Origin of the sequence: Amycolatopsis sp. NPDC059027 (assembly GCF_042739735.1) — a bacterium.
Taxonomy (GTDB): domain Bacteria; phylum Actinomycetota; class Actinomycetes; order Mycobacteriales; family Pseudonocardiaceae; genus Amycolatopsis.
The window spans coordinates 38262-52791 of the sequence record NZ_JBHYIK010000043.1 but is presented as its reverse complement, the minus strand read 5'-3'; the positions used below and the strand labels follow the sequence as shown (position 1 = coordinate 52791).

The window sequence follows — 14530 nt, the reverse complement described above, 5'->3', positions numbered from 1 at the left end:
TTCGCCGTCAGCTCACCACGGCGGGCGAGGCCCCGCCCGCCACCAGCAACCGGGGCGCGCCCGAGCCGTCGGCGGGCACGGACCAGATGTCCGAACCGCCGTCCGGCTTGGCGAGTCCATAAAGGATGGTCGAGGAGTCCTGCCACAGCGCCTGGTCGTCGACGCTGCGGGTTTCGGCCAGCGGTGTCTCCCGCATGCTCGCGAGGTCGAGCACCGAAAGCCGCCATACGCCTTCGGACACCTTCTTCTTGAACGCGATCCGCTTACCGTCCGGCGAAAGGGATGGGCATTCGACGTTGTCCCGCAACGACTTCCCGCGATAGCGCTGGTAGTCGCCCTCGATCAGGTGAGTCTGCCCCTTGGATCCGAGCGTCGCGTAGAACCGGTTCCCGTCCGGGGCGAACGTGATGCCCCAGTAGTTGACGTCCGCGGCGAGATAGCGCTGGCCGCCGACGAACACCGCGAGCTCTTCGATCGTCTTCACCAGGGTTCCGGTCTCGACCTCGTACACCCCGGCGCGGGTGGAAAACCCTTGCGCGGCATAGGAGTCACCGGTGACGAACAGGGTCCAGTAGACGAACTTGCCGTCCGGCGACACCCGGGCCCGGCTCGGCGTGCCCGGCAGCGTCTCCTTGTGCTTGACGCCGAGTTTGTCGTCGAGCACGATCACGTCGCTCACCGCCGGGAGCACGTCGGGGTGCACGGCGAGGCACACGCCGGTCCCCGCCGCCACGGCGACGCGGTCGCAGCGCAGGTCACCGACCTGACGAGGCGCGTCCGGCGTCGCGAGCGGTACCGACGCCAGCTTCCCCGAGTCGGGGCCGGGCGCGGTGTTGCGGAACAACAGCCGTCCCGGCGACAACGTCATCGGCTGGCCGGTCACCACCGGCACGGCGTTCGTGCCGCCGTCGCCCGCCCTGGCGTTCACCACGAACACGACCGCGGCACCGGCCAGGACCAGCACACCCACCACGGCGAGGAGGATCTTCTTCACGCGCGCACCGCCCATGGCTTGACCACCGCGGCGGCGAGCACCGCCACGAGCAACACCCCGGCCGCGACGAACACCGCCGGCCGCAGGTCCCACACCGTCCACGCCAGTCCGAAAAGGACGGACGAGGCCATCCTGGCCACCGCCTGCCCGGTCTGGATCACCGCCATCCCGGTCGCCCGCAGCCCGGTGGGCAACAACGGGCCGGCGGCGGCCATCAGCACCCCGTCGGTCGCCGCGTAGAACGCGCCGTGCAGGGCGAGCGCGCACACGGCGATCCAGATCCCGCCGGTCGGCCCGGCGAGGATCAGCAACGCCGCGCCCAGCGCGACGTGCCCGGCCAGGAACACCGCCCACCGGCCGACCCGGTCGGCGAGCCTGCCCAGTGGCACCGCCAGCAGCAGGAAGACCCCGGCGGTGCCCAGCGGCAGCAATGGGAACAGCTGCGGCTCGACCGACCACCGGCGCTGCAGGACCAGGTACACGAACGAGTCGCCGATCGTGACCAGGCCCAGCAGCGCCGCCCAGATCGAGATCCGCCGGAACGGCGCGTCCCGCAGCAGGCCGAACGCGGCCCGCACCGAGGTACGGACCCGCTCGGACTGCGCTGATGTGCCCTCGGCGGTAGGGAGTACCTCGGGCGGGCTCTTCCGATCCCGGACGAACAACCCGAGCAGCAGCACCGCGATGGCGGCGATGCAGAAGCTGGTGAAGAACACCGCCTGGTAGTTGCCGAGCGACAACCACAGCACCGCCATCGCGACCAGCGGCCCGAGGAACGCCCCGACCGTGTCCATCGCCCGGTGCACCCCGAACGACCGGCCCAGCGTCGCCGGGTCACTGCTCAGTGAGATCAGCGCGTCCCTCGGTGCCGTCCGCAGGCCCTTGCCGGTGCGGTCCGCGGCCAGCACCGCGCCGATCGCGGCCACCGACGAACCGGCCGCCAGCAGGCCGAGCTTGCACACCGCGGACAAGCCGTAGCCGAACCCGGCCACCGCCTTGAGCCGCCGCCATCGGTCGGCGACGTGCCCGCCGAGCAACCGCACCACCGCGGTCGCCCCGGCGTAGAGGCCGTCGAGCAACCCGAACTGCAGCGGGTTGAGCCCGAGCCCGAGCACCAGGTACAGCGGCAGCACCGCGGTGACCATCTCCGAGGAGATGTCGGTGACCAGGCTGACCATGCCGAGCGCCACCACGTTGGCGGACACCCTGCGCAGCGCGGGCGTGCGGCCGGCCTCGGCGGTGACACCCGAAGCGGCGTCCGAACTACGGCTTGTCGCGATGTACATCCGCGGCCCCGATCAGTGGCAGGTGTAGGTCGGGCTGCTGTCGAGGACCTTGCCGTCCACGCCAAGAAGCTGGCTCTGGAAGCTGGTGTCGGTCATCGAAAGCTTCAGCACGCCGTAGGTGCCGCCGATCAGCTTCGCCGTGGTCGGGTGCGCGGAGTGGATCGGGTAGAGGTGCGCCCCGCCCATGCCGCCGAGGATCTCCACCGGACCGGCCGGGTCGGCCTTGCCGTCCGCGTTCTGCGGGTTGAACCGCTCGTAGTGGTGGTCGTGGCCGTTGAGCACCAGGTCGACCTTGTTGGCCGCCAGGAGCTTCCACAGCTCCGCGCTGCCCTTCTGGTCACCGTGGTCACCCGAGCTGAACCGCGGGTGGTGGTAGTACGCGGCGACGCAGCCCTTGGTGTTCTTGGCCAGATCCTGCTTGAGCCAGGTCAGCTGCGCGGACTCCGCGTTGGCCGCGAGATCGTCCGGCGGGGCGAACTCGTTGGAGTCCAGCGCGATGAAGTGCCAGTTCCCCATTTCCCAGCTGTAGTACGTCTTGCCGTTCGGGGTCGCGATCTTGCCGAAGTAGTCCTTGTAGCCCTGGTTCTTCGGGCTGTCGTAGCCCTCGTGGTTGCCCGGGATCGGGTGGATCTTGTCCTTGAACCTGCCCCAGGTCTTGTCGAAGTAGTTCTGGAAGTCCGACAGGTGCGCGTCGTCGTACTGGTTGTCGCCCATGGTGATCACCGCGGCCGGGTTCATCTGCTCGACCAGCTTGGCGGTCTTCGGGTGCACACAGCTCGAACTCGACGCGGTGCACTGCTCGGCGATGTCGCCCGCCGCGGCGAGGACGAATCCCGACGCGCTGCCCGTCTTCGTCCGCACCGTGACGCCGGCGCTCGCCGCCGAGGTGTTGCCCGCGGCGTCGCGTGCCCGCACGGAGTAGGTGTAGGACGTGTCGGGTGTCAGGCCGGTGTCGTTGTACGACGTGGTCTCCGAGCTGGCGACGACCTTGCCGTCGCGGAGGATGTCGTAGCCGGCGACGCCCACGTTGTCGGTCGACGCGGTCCAATTCAGCGCCGCACTGGAGGTGGTGACCTCCCCCGCGGTCAGCCCGGCCGGGGTACTCGGCGCCTGGGTGTCACCGGTGGAGTCCGGAGTGCCGAAGGCCTCGAGTTCCCAGAGCGAGTAGCCGTAGCTGGTCGCCCGCTGGACACCGACGAAGCGCAGGTAACGGCCGTGCCCGGTGAGCCCCGGCAGATCGTCGATCTTGCCGTCGCCGTTGTCGATCGTGGCCACGGTGCGGAAGTTCGTACCGTCGTCGGACATCTCGATGCGGTACTTCTTCGCGTACGCGGCCTCCCAGTTCAACCGCACGCGGTGCACTGTGGACGGCTGACCGAGGTCGATGCGCAGCCACTGCGGATCGGCGCTCTCGACGCTCGCCCACCGGGTCTTGGTGTCGCCGTCCACGGCCTTGTCGCCGGAGTACGACGCACTCTCGATGGTGGAGGTGGCTGTCGGCTTTCCCTTGGTGAGCAGGGTGTCGGCCGCGGCCGCTGACGAGGTGGTGGCGCTCAGGGCGGCGGGCACGAGCACGACCGCGGCAGCCGCGGGCGCCAGCCTGAGCAGGGTTCGGGATCGGGAAGAGGACACGTCGCGCTCCTGGAATACCGGACGAGCTGGGCGGATAGGACCTGCGGCGTTTACTGTTAGGAAAGTTTCCTAACTAAAACGGAACCTTAATGGTCATTACCGGACATTGGCAACCGGCGAACGAAGGTGAAACGGTCCAGATACGCTCCGTATACAGGACTCCCCGCCCATCGATGTTCCGATGAGCGGGGAGCAGCGCCAAGAAGTGGCTAACGTGCGAAGACGGGAACCACCTCCGCGATCTTCGGGGCGACCGTGCCCGGTGTCCACAAGAGACGGACCCGGTCGGTCACGGCACCACGGGCGGGCAGTTCGGCGTAGCGCCCGTCGAGCCTGCCGATCGTGCGCCAGCCGCCCGGCGCCGCCGCGTCGGCGACCTGCACGTCCGCACCGGCGCCGGATTCGACGGCCAGCACGACGACCTTGACGAGCGGTTTCGCCGAGGCGGCGGTGACCACGAGCGCGTCACCGGCGACTGGCGCGGAGCCCGCCGTGTACACCGAATCCGCGTTGTTGTCGGCCGCCGCTTCGAGTTTCGTCCCCGCCGGGGTGCCGGACACCGTGTACTTCGGCGTGCCGGGGACGGAAACGGTGAACTCCCGGGTCACAACCCAGTTGATCTGCGTCCCGGTCGAGCGCACCCGCACGAAGCGGGCCTTGGCCCCGGCCGGGAAGTCGGCCGAGAGCGTCGGCTGCGCGACGACCTGCAACACCGTCCAGTGCTCACCGTCGGACGAGTACTCCAGCACTCCACTGTGGACGAAGTCGGCGGGACTGGTGGGCTTGCCCATCAGAACGTCCACATGGGACACCGGCTGCGCGGCACCGAGATCGACGCCGACCGCGTCGTTGAGCCCCGGCGGCCCGTCACTCCAGTAGTACGTGTCGGGGTCACCGTCGACCATGCGCTCGGGCCCGTTGTCGGTGTAGGTACCGAGCGTCGTCACCGGCAGCGGCCGAACGCCGGGCAGCCCGAACCAGCGGTCCGCGGCGGCCAGCGCGGAGTTCAGGAACGGGACGCACACCGCGGTGCAGGAACTCGGGTTCCGCGGGCCGCGCGCGGTCTGGACGCGGATGTCCCGCGCCTTCTGCAGCGCCGCGACCAGCTCGCCGCGTTCGGCCCACGCCTTCTGGCCGTCCCCGACGTACTGCGCCATCAGCATCTTCACCGCGTGCTGCCCTGCCTGGCCGTAGAACCCGACCTGGTCGAGCCAGGGCCCGACCTCGGCGAGGAACTTCGGATTCGACGCCATCCCGCGCCGCAGATCGGCCGGGTTGGCCGTCATCAGGGCGAGGTAGCGGTCGAGTTTCGCCGCCGCGTCCCACGGGTTCTTGTTGTCCAGCGCCGTCCAGAACGCGCTCAGCAGCGGGCGCAGCACCGGCGAGTCCAGATCCGGTTTCCCGGTGTCGAGACGGGCCAGCAGGCTCGAGAAGTTGTTCTCCGCGAACACTTTCAGCGCCGGTGCCGCCGCTCCGCCGAGATCGGCGACGGCCGCCGCCCACGAGGCGTCGGGATCGTATCTCGCCGGATTCCACAGGAAGTTCCCCGAGGTGAACTCGGCGATCTTCGAGGCCTCCGCCTGCACCATCGGGTTCGCGGTGATGCCGGACATGAGCTTCGCGACGCCGGGCTCACGCCCGATGTACGGGCCGAGGAGCAGCCGCTCGGTGATGTAGTCGTTGACCGGGTAGTTGTCCCAGATCAGGATGTCGTGCCCGAACACCGCTTTCGCCTGCTGTGCCTGCTTTTCGGTGATCTGGCTGGCGACCACGCCGACCCCGGTCCACTCGACGAGCACGGCCGGGTCGAGCTGGGTACGCAACGCGGTCTTGTACGGCGAGTCGTCGACGTCGTAGTACTCGGTCGGGACCATCTGCAGCCGCTCGACGCCGGGATGCGTGGCGATGAAGTCCTTCTGCACGCGGTTGAGCAGGAACGACTGCGCGGCGCCCGCGGCCGCGCCGCCGGTGCCGAACTTCGCGGCGTCGGCGTCGCAGTTCCAGCGCGTGTAGGAGATGTCGTCGAGCGGGATCGAGAACGAGCGGACCCCGATGTCCCACAGGGACTGGAATTTCGAGACGAGCGCCGCCGCGTCGGCGTCCGAGGAGTAACACACCGAGAGCCCCGGCGAGAGCGCGTAGGTGAACTCGACGTGGTTCGCGGTGGCGCGGGAGACCAGCTGCGAGATCAGGGCGAGCTGGTCGGGCGGGTACTGGTCACGCCAGCGGGCCCGCAGATACGGGTCGTCCTTGGGCGAGTAGACGTAGATGTTCTGCTTGGTGCGGCCGTAGAAATCCAGCTGTGCCAAGCGATCGTTGTGCGACCACGGCGCGCCGTAGAAGCCCTCGATGACACCGCGCAGTGGCGCCGCCGGCCAGTCCCGCATGGTGAACGCGCCGCTCTTGCCACCGGCGAAGAGCTGACGCATCGACTGCGCGGCGTAGAACGTTCCAGTGGTGTCCACACCGGACAGTGCGATGACACCGCGGTCCGCGGCGAGGACGTAGCCCCCGCGCGGCAGGCCTTCCGGCCCGTCCACCTTGAGCGCGGCGAGCGCCTGCGCGGTCGCCTTGCTCTCGGTGGGACCGCCGACGAACACCACGAGCCCGCCGCGCTCGCGTGCCGTCTGGGCGGCCTGGTCACCGTCGGTGATCTTGACGAAGGTGCTCGCGCCCGCCGAGCGGAGCACCTGTTCCACCACCGCGAGCGCGGAAGGATCGGTGTCCCGGCCGGTGACCTCGACGACGGTGCGCGGGATGGTGACCTGGCCCGGCCGCGACGTCACCTGCTGGGGAGTCGGCCACACCTTCGCCAGGCCCGCGGCGGCCCCGGCGGCGCCCGCCGGGGTGGGCACGACCATCGCGGCAGCCACCGCGAGCGATGTCACCGGAAAGAGTCTGATAACCCATCTGAAGGACGGCATCTGGCCCCCTATGCGTCGATCGACGACGTTGTGTGAGCCAGTTAACACCGAATGCAGTGAGTGGAACAGACCATTACGGGTGGTCTTCGCGCAGCTTCACGCACTGCGTGTCAACGACGGCACCGCTGATTGGCCGAGTAACGCCCGCACTTCGCGGACAGCCGCGCGGCCCGCGCGGTTGGCCCCGACGGTGCTCGCCGACGGCCCGTACCCGACCAGATGCAGCCGCGGTTCCACGACCACGCGGGTGCCCTCGACCTCGATCCCGCCGCCGGGCGCACGCAGGTGCAACGGGGCGAGATGGTCGAGCGCGGCACGGAAACCGGTGGCCCAGAGGATGACGTCGGCGTCGAAGCGGGTGCCGTCCGCCCAGACCGCGCCGCCGGGCGTGAGATGGTCGAACATCGGATGCCGGTCGAGGATTCCGTCAGCCTGCGCCTGGCGGACCTCGGGGGTGAGCGCCAGGTCGGTCACGCTGACGACGCTCTCCGGTGGCAACCCGGCCCGCACGCGGTGTTCGACCTTGGCAACGGCGTTGCGGCCCCAATCCTCGCTGAACGGTTCGTCCCGCCACACTGGCGGACGCCGCGTAACCCAGCGCGTCGCGGCGGCGACCGGGGCGATCTCCATGAGCAGCTGGACGGCCGAGGCCCCACCGCCGACGACGAGCGCCCGCTTGCCACGGAAGTCCTCGGCGCCGGTGTAGTCCGCGGTGTGCAGCTGACGCCCGGCGAACGTCTCCTGGCCCGGATAGTGCGGCCAGAACGGCTTGTCCCAGGTGCCGGTCGCGTTGATGACGGCACGGGCGGCCCAGGTCTCGGTGGCACTGGCGACGACGAGCCGTTCGCGGTCCCGGGTCACCGACTGGACGTCGACGGGGCGCCGCACGGGCAGATCGAAGGTCTTCTCGAAACGCTCGAAGTACTCGGACACGACCTCGGACGCGGGCCGCGAGCGATCCGGGACGCCGAGCGTCATGCCCGGCAGGTCGTAGAGGCCGTGCACCTTGCCGAGAACGAGCGACGGCCAGCGGTACTGCCAGGCACCGCCCGCGCGGTCGCCGTGGTCGAGGACGACGAACCCGCTCTCGTTGCGGAATCCGGAGCGATGGAGGTGATACGCGGCGGAAAGCCCGGCCTGTCCGGCCCCGATGACCACCACGTCCGTCTCGTGCTCCGTCATATCCGGTTCAACGGCCGGGATCGCGCGGTATTTCGAGTCGGGGGTCACACCGGCGGTCAGAGGGCGACGCGGTTGCGGCCCGCGTCTTTGGCCCGGTAGAGCGCTTCGTCGGCGGCGCGGAGGACGCAGTCGAGCGTGTCCCCGGCGCCGGGATAGTAGGCGACGCCGACGGAGACGGACAGCTCGCCGATGTGGATCGTCCCGGCGCCGCTGGAGATCACCACGTTCAGCGCGCCAATGGTGGCCCGTATCCGTTCGGCGATGCCGAGCACGTCGACGCCGCCGACCGCGGGCAGCAACACGACGAACTCCTCGCCACCGAAACGGCCGACGGTGTCGCTCGCCCGCACCGATCCCGTGATCGCGACGGCCACCTCGGCGAGGACGTCGTCCCCGGTGAGGTGGCCGTAGGTGTCGTTGATCCGTTTGAAGTGGTCCAGATCGATCATGAGGACCGCGAAACCCCCGCTCGCCCCGCGCCGCCGGGCCCTGGCGAACTCACGGGTGGCACGTTTGTGCCAGCCCGCCGTGTTCAGCAGGCCGGTCTTCTCGTCGGTGACCGCGGCGACCTGAAGCTGTTGTTTGAGCAGCAGATACCGGTGCAGCAACAGCAGCGGGGCGATGGCGCACACGATCAGCACGGGCTGCACGACGAGCGCGAGCGCGACGAGCCCGCCGAGGCACAGCGTCGCGAGCTCGAAGGCGTTGTCCTCGCGAGTGCCGATGAGATCGGCCAGCGACGGTTTGCTGGTGTAGAGGTAGATGCCCGCCGCCACCAGCGCGATGTTGACGAGCTCGAACACCACGGCCGCGAGCACGAGCGCGCCGACGCCTCGCCAGGTTTCCAGCGGTGCGCTGTCGAGTCCGGTCACCGTCAACGAGGCGGAGGCGGCGAAGCACGACAGCATCGCCCACGCCGTGCTGGCCGCGAACCGATGCGCCGGGCGGCTGCGTACGTGCCGCCACACCCGCAGCCACAAGTGCACGTACAGCGCCACGGCCAGCAACGCGACCCAGCCGGGCGGGAGCAGTACCGCGCCGGCGAGGTACCAGACGGAGGTCACGTTGATGTGCGTCTGGCCGCTCATCCACCGGCGCAGCCGCTCGATCCGGCGGGACATCTCCGCCTGCGCGATCCCGAGCGCCACCAGCGCCGCGAACCACACCGGCCGGACCGCACCGCCGAATCCGGTCACCAGCGCGAGCACCATCGCGCCCGCGGCCACGGTTTCGCAGGTCACCGCGTAGGCGATCCAGCGGGGCCGCGCGGCCGACCACATCGCCCACCGGCCTGGCCAGCCGGGCCACGCGGACCGCGTTCCCTGGGAGACGGCTCCCTGCATCGCGACGCTCCCCCTGCGCAAGATAGGCCGGCGAGGTCGCCCAGCGTAGCCGGTCGATGTCGGGAGCGTCGCCGGTACGGGTGAAGTGTCCGAATCGGCGGCGGGTATAGACCTACCGAGACGATGACTTTCGCCGCAGGCGCCGCACGATCGCGAACACCCCGACGAACGCCACCACGGCCGCGAGCACCGGCGCGAGCCGCTTCAGCACCGACTGGCCCGCGTAGTCGAGCAGGTCGATGGCCTCGGTCTCGGCGGCGGGCGGGACGCTGTGCAGCTTCGGCTTCTCGGCGGTGGCCGTGGCGGCCTTCGGGGCCTCGGATTTCGGCGCCTCCGCCTTGGCGCCGTCGGTCTTGGGGTCGGCCACCGGATCGGGGACGGCCTTGATTTCGGGCTTCTCGGCCGCGTCCCCGGCGGCCGGGGCCAGCTTCTCCGCGAGACAACCGGCGAAGGTGTCCAGGATCTTGCCGCCGACCTCGGCGATCATGCCGCGGCCGAACTGCGCGGGCTTCCCGGTGATGGCCAGGTCGGTGGCGACGGCGCCGTGTGTGCCGCCCTCGGCCTCGGTGAGGGTGAGCGTGACCGTCGCGGCCGCCGTGCCCGCGCCGCGGGAGTCCTTGCCGGAGGCCTTGATGACCACCTTGCGCGCGGCCTCGTCCTTCTCCAGGAACTCGCCGGTCCCCTTGTACAGCAAGGAGATCGGGCCGAGCTTGACCTTCACCGTGCCGCTGAAGGTGTCCCCTTCGACCTTCGTGAGCGTCGCGCCGGGCATGCACGGGGCGACCCGCTCCGGGTCGACGACCGCCTGCCAGACCTCCCCGATCGGTGCCGGGACGGTGAACTCGTGGTCGAGCCGCACGAGCCGACCTCCTTCTGCGTGTTCCGCTGTGATGAGCCGTCGAGGCCACCTTACGGGCAGGTGGCCCCGACGTGCGTCATCAGCCGACCGCGGCGGCCAGTGCCCGGCCGGTCAGGACGCGGGCGAGATGCCGCCGGAACTCGGCGTCGGCGTTGCCGTCCGATGCCGGGTTCGTGCCTTCGGCCGCGTGCTCGGCCGCCGCCCGGAACGTGTCGGCGGTCGCCGGAGAGCCGACGAGCGCCGCTTCGACCGCGGTGGCCCGCACCGGGGTCGCGCCCATGTTGGTGAGCGCCACCCTGGCCTCGGCGATGCCGCCGCCGTCGACACGGACGGTGACCGCCACCGCGACCATCGACCAGGCCTGCGCGACCCGGTTGAACTTCGCGTAGTGCGCGTGCCAGCCGGTGTGCTTGGGCACGCGGACCTCGACGAGCAGTTCGTCCGGGGCCAGCGCGGTGGTGAACAGGTCCTGGAAGAACTCGCCCGCGGGCACCGTCCGCCGCCCGTTCGGACCGGCGATGACGAGTTCGCAGTCCAGCGCGAGCACCGGGGCGAGCAGGTCCCCCGCCGGATCGGCGTGCGCGATCGCGCCGCCGAACGTGCCGCGGTGCCGGATCTGCGGATCGGCGACGGTGTCGGTCGCGGCCTTGACCAGCGCGGCGTGCTCGGCGATCAGGTGATCGCGCTGCACGTCGTAGTGCGTGGTCATGGCGCCGACCACGAGTGAGCCGCCGTCCTCACGGACTCCCCGGAGCTCGGCGATCTTCCCGAGATCGACCACTGTGGACGGTGCGGCCAGCCGCATCCGCAGCACCGGCAGCAGGCTCTGCCCGCCCGCCAGCACCTTGGCGTCCTCGCCCGCTTCGGACAGGGCACGGATCGCTTCATCCACAGTGGACGGAGCGACGTAGTCGAACGGGGCCGGGATCACTGGGCACCTCCCTGGATGGCACTCCACACCCGCATCGGGCTCATGGGCATTTCGACGTCGGTCACTCCGAGGTGGCGCACCGCGTCGACCACGGCGTTGACCACCGCCGGGGTCGAGGCGATCGTGCCCGCCTCGCCGACCCCCTTGGCGCCCAAGGGATTCGTCGTCGACGGTGTTTCGGTCCGCGCGGTGGTGAACGAGGGCAGGTCCGCCGCCGATGGCAGCAGGTAGTCGGCGAACGTGCCGGTGGTGAGCGTGCCGCCCTCGTCGTGCACGGCCTCCTCGAACAGCGCCTGGGCGATGCCCTGCGCGAGCCCGCCGTGCACCTGGCCTTCGACGATCAGCGGGTTGACCGCGACGCCGACGTCGTCGACGCAGACGTAGGAACGCAGCCGGACCTGCCCGGTCTCGGTGTCCACCTCGGCCGCGCACAGGTGGGTCCCGTGCGGGAACGAGAAGTTCTCCGGATCGAACGTCGCGTCCGCGTCGAGCGAAGGTTCCATACCGTCGGGCAGATTGTGCGCGGCGAACACGGCGAGCGCGATGTCCTGAATGGACGTCGAGGTGTCCGTGCCCTTCACGGTGAACTTGCCCGCGGCGAACTCGAGGTCGTCCTCGGCGCATTCGAGCAGGTGCGCCGCGACCGGCCGGGCCTTGGCGATCACCTTCTCGGCGGCCTTGACGATCGCGATCCCGCCGACGACCAGCGACCGCGAACCGTAGGTGTCGAGACCCTTGTGCGAGGACTGGGTGTCCCCGTGCACGACCTCGACGTCCTCGAACGCCACGCCCAGCTGGTCGGCGACGATCTGGCTCCACGCCGTCTCGTGCCCCTGGCCGTGCGCGGACGCGCCGGTGATGACCTCGACCTTGCCGGTGGGCAGCATCCGGATGGCCGCGTGCTCCCAGCCGCCCGCCCCGTAGGACAGCGAGCCGAGCACCCGGGACGGCGCGAGCCCGCACATCTCGGTGAACGTCGAGATCCCGATGCCGAGCTGCACGGTTTCCCCTGCCGCACGGCGCTTTTCCTGCTCGGCGCGCAGGCCGTCGTAGTCGAACAGCTCCTTCGCCTTCGCGGTGGCGGCCTCGTAGTCACCGGAATCGTAGGTCAGCCCGGCGACCGTGGTGTACGGGAACTCCTCGTGGGTGATCCAGTTCTTTTCCCTGATGGCGAGGGGATCCATGCGCAGTTCGGCGGCCAGCTCGTCCATCATCCGCTCGATGGCGAAGGTCGCCTCCGGCCGCCCGGCACCGCGGTAGGCGTCGGTCAGCGTCGTGTTCGTGTACACGTTGGTGCAGGCGAAGTGGTAGGCCGGGATCTTGTAGATCGCGTTGAACATGAACGCGCCGAGGATCGGCACGCCGGGCCCGACGAGCCCGTTGTACGCGCCGAGATCGGCGAGCAGCTCGACCTTGAGCCCGGTGACGGTGCCGTCGGACTTCGCGCTGATCGTGATGTCCTGGATCTGGTCGCGGCCGTGGTGCGCGGCCAGCATCGTCTCGGACCGGGTTTCGTTCCACTTCACCGGTTTCCCGAGCTTGTTCGCGATGAGCAGGGCCATCATCTCTTCGGGCAGCACGCCGATCTTGCCGCCGAACCCGCCGCCGACGTCGGGGGCGATGACCCGCAGCTTGTGCTCGGGCAAGCCCAGCGTCAGCGCCGACATCGTCTTGAGGATGTGCGGGATCTGGGTCGCCGACCACATCGTGATGTGCGGGCCGGTCGGGTCGACCACGCACGCGCGGGGTTCCATGAACGCCGGGACGAGGCGTTGCTGGCGGAACCGGCGCTTCAGCACGACGTCCGAAGTGGACAGTGCTTCCTCGACGTCGCCACCGGTGCCGGCCTCGGCCGAGTCGAAGACCCAGACGGCGTTGCGGTTGCTGCCGAGATCCTCGTGGACGAGCGGAGCGCCCTCGGCGAGCGCGGCCTCCATGTCGAGCACGACCGGTAATTCGTCGTAGTCGACGTCGATCTTCTCGAGCGCGTCGCGTGCTTCGGCGGCGCTGCGCGCGACGACGACCGCGACGCCTTCACCGGCGAAGTTCACCTGGCCATCGGCCAGGACCGGACGCCGCGGAGTGGCCATGTCCGGGGTGATCGGCCACGCGCAGGGCATGCCGATCGTGCCGTCCGGGTCCAGGTCCTTCGCGGTGTACACGGCGATGACGCCCGAAGAGTTCTTCGCCTCGGACGTGTCGATGGAGACGATCCTCGCGTGAGCCAGCGGGCTGCGCAGCACGGCGAGGTGCAGCAGGCCGGGCAGCGTGATGTTGTCGGTCCAGCGGGTACGTCCGGTGATGAGCCGCTCGTCCTCCTTGCGGCGGCGCGCTTTTCCTACCTCGGGTTCGATCGTGGCGGTCATCATTCACCACCGACGCCGACGTGCGGAGCGGACTTTTCGCTCTGTGCGGCCTCGTCGGCGATCTGCTCGGCCTCCGGCCCGGCACCGGGCCGCATGTGGTGGGCGGCGTCGCGGACCGCGCGGACGATGTTCTGGTAACCGGTGCAACGGCAGAGGTTGCCTTCGAGGCCTTCGCGGACGGCTTTCTCGTCGGGGTCGGGATTGTCGGCGAGCAGGTCGATCGACTGCATGATCATGCCGGGCGTGCAGAACCCGCACTGCAGGGCGTGGTTGTCGTGGAACGCCTGCTGGACCGGGTGCAGCTGCCCGTCACGGGCCAGTCCTTCGATGGTGGTGACCTCGCAGCCGTCCGCCTGGACCGCGAGCACCGAACAGGACTTCACGCTGTGCCCGTCGAGATGGACGGTGCAGGCGCCGCAGTTGCTGGTGTCGCAGCCGACCACGGTCCCTACCTTGCCGAGCCGTTCACGCAGGTGATGTACGAGCAGGGTGCGTGGCTCGACGTCGTCGGTGTAGCTCGTGCCGTCGACATGGACGGTGATGCGCATCAGGCCTCCAAGAGAAAATGCCCGCCGGGGCGCGAGGCTGGCGGGCCGGTTCGGGAACGGCCAAGTCCGGCCACACACGCTGGTGATCGGGCTCACACGTGAGCGTGCTACGCCGTCTGCGCGGGGACAAGTCCCGAACTCTTCAGCAGTGAAGCCATTTCCGCACATGCGCGAAAACTCAAGCTGTAGAACCGCATTCGCGGCTCAAGATCCGGGCGAGTTCGCCGGATAGGGTCAGGACCCGACGCTACTGGCCGCGGGTGGCTCATGCGCCCTAATGAGGTTTTCTCGGTAGGTGCGGAGGTGCGGCTTTGCTGGTGGGTCTTTTCCCCGGGGCTTGATGGTGTGGTGAAGGGGTCCTTCGCGGCGTTGAGCGCGGTGAAGGGGGCCTTCACGGCATGCGGTGGGCCCGGGGCGCGTGTCGCGAACGCTCCGTTCGGGACGTTCATCGTCGGCATCGGAGCG

General features: G+C 69.7%; 10 protein-coding genes. All 10 read right to left on the bottom strand.

Going from position 1 to position 14530, the window contains the following annotated elements; genetic code table 11:
* Positions 1-7 precede the first annotated feature (7 nt).
* Entirely contained in the window at positions 8-994 is a 987-nt protein-coding gene (locus tag ACFWY9_RS27595; RefSeq protein WP_378329116.1) for a hypothetical protein, read from the bottom strand.
* Positions 991-2280: an MFS transporter gene (locus tag ACFWY9_RS27590; RefSeq protein ID WP_378329115.1), complete on the bottom strand. Its 1290-nt coding sequence runs from the start codon at positions 2278-2280 to the stop codon at positions 991-993. The genes ACFWY9_RS27595 and ACFWY9_RS27590 overlap by 4 nt, the downstream gene beginning before the upstream one ends.
* A gap of 12 nt (positions 2281-2292) precedes the next feature.
* Positions 2293-3912, bottom strand: a complete 1620-nt coding sequence (locus ACFWY9_RS27585) for a discoidin domain-containing protein (protein ID WP_378329114.1) — start codon at positions 3910-3912, stop codon at positions 2293-2295.
* A 209-nt stretch (positions 3913-4121) separates the two neighbouring features.
* The gene (locus ACFWY9_RS27580; protein ID WP_378329113.1) at positions 4122-6800 is read right to left on the bottom strand and encodes a beta-N-acetylglucosaminidase domain-containing protein; all 2679 of its coding nucleotides are present in this window, start codon (positions 6798-6800) and stop codon (positions 4122-4124) included.
* 132 nt (positions 6801-6932) lie between these two features.
* Entirely contained in the window at positions 6933-8018 is a 1086-nt protein-coding gene (locus ACFWY9_RS27575) for an NAD(P)-binding domain-containing protein (RefSeq protein WP_378329112.1), read from the bottom strand.
* Between the two features lie 56 nt (positions 8019-8074).
* Complete coding sequence (locus ACFWY9_RS27570; protein WP_378329142.1) at positions 8075-9298, bottom strand: diguanylate cyclase; 1224 nt, start codon at positions 9296-9298, stop codon at positions 8075-8077.
* A 175-nt stretch (positions 9299-9473) separates the two neighbouring features.
* Positions 9474-10220, bottom strand: a complete 747-nt coding sequence (locus tag ACFWY9_RS27565; RefSeq protein WP_378329111.1) for an SRPBCC domain-containing protein — start codon at positions 10218-10220, stop codon at positions 9474-9476.
* Between the two features lie 79 nt (positions 10221-10299).
* Positions 10300-11151: an FAD binding domain-containing protein gene (locus tag ACFWY9_RS27560; RefSeq protein ID WP_378329110.1), complete on the bottom strand. Its 852-nt coding sequence runs from the start codon at positions 11149-11151 to the stop codon at positions 10300-10302.
* A complete protein-coding gene (locus tag ACFWY9_RS27555) occupies positions 11148-13517 on the bottom strand; it encodes a xanthine dehydrogenase family protein molybdopterin-binding subunit (protein ID WP_378329109.1) in 2370 nt (789 codons plus the stop codon). Before ACFWY9_RS27555 ends, ACFWY9_RS27560 begins: the two co-directional genes overlap by 4 nt.
* Positions 13517-14065: a (2Fe-2S)-binding protein gene (locus tag ACFWY9_RS27550; protein ID WP_378329108.1), complete on the bottom strand. Its 549-nt coding sequence runs from the start codon at positions 14063-14065 to the stop codon at positions 13517-13519. The genes ACFWY9_RS27555 and ACFWY9_RS27550 overlap by 1 nt, the downstream gene beginning before the upstream one ends.
* Between the last annotated feature and the right edge of the window lie 465 nt (positions 14066-14530).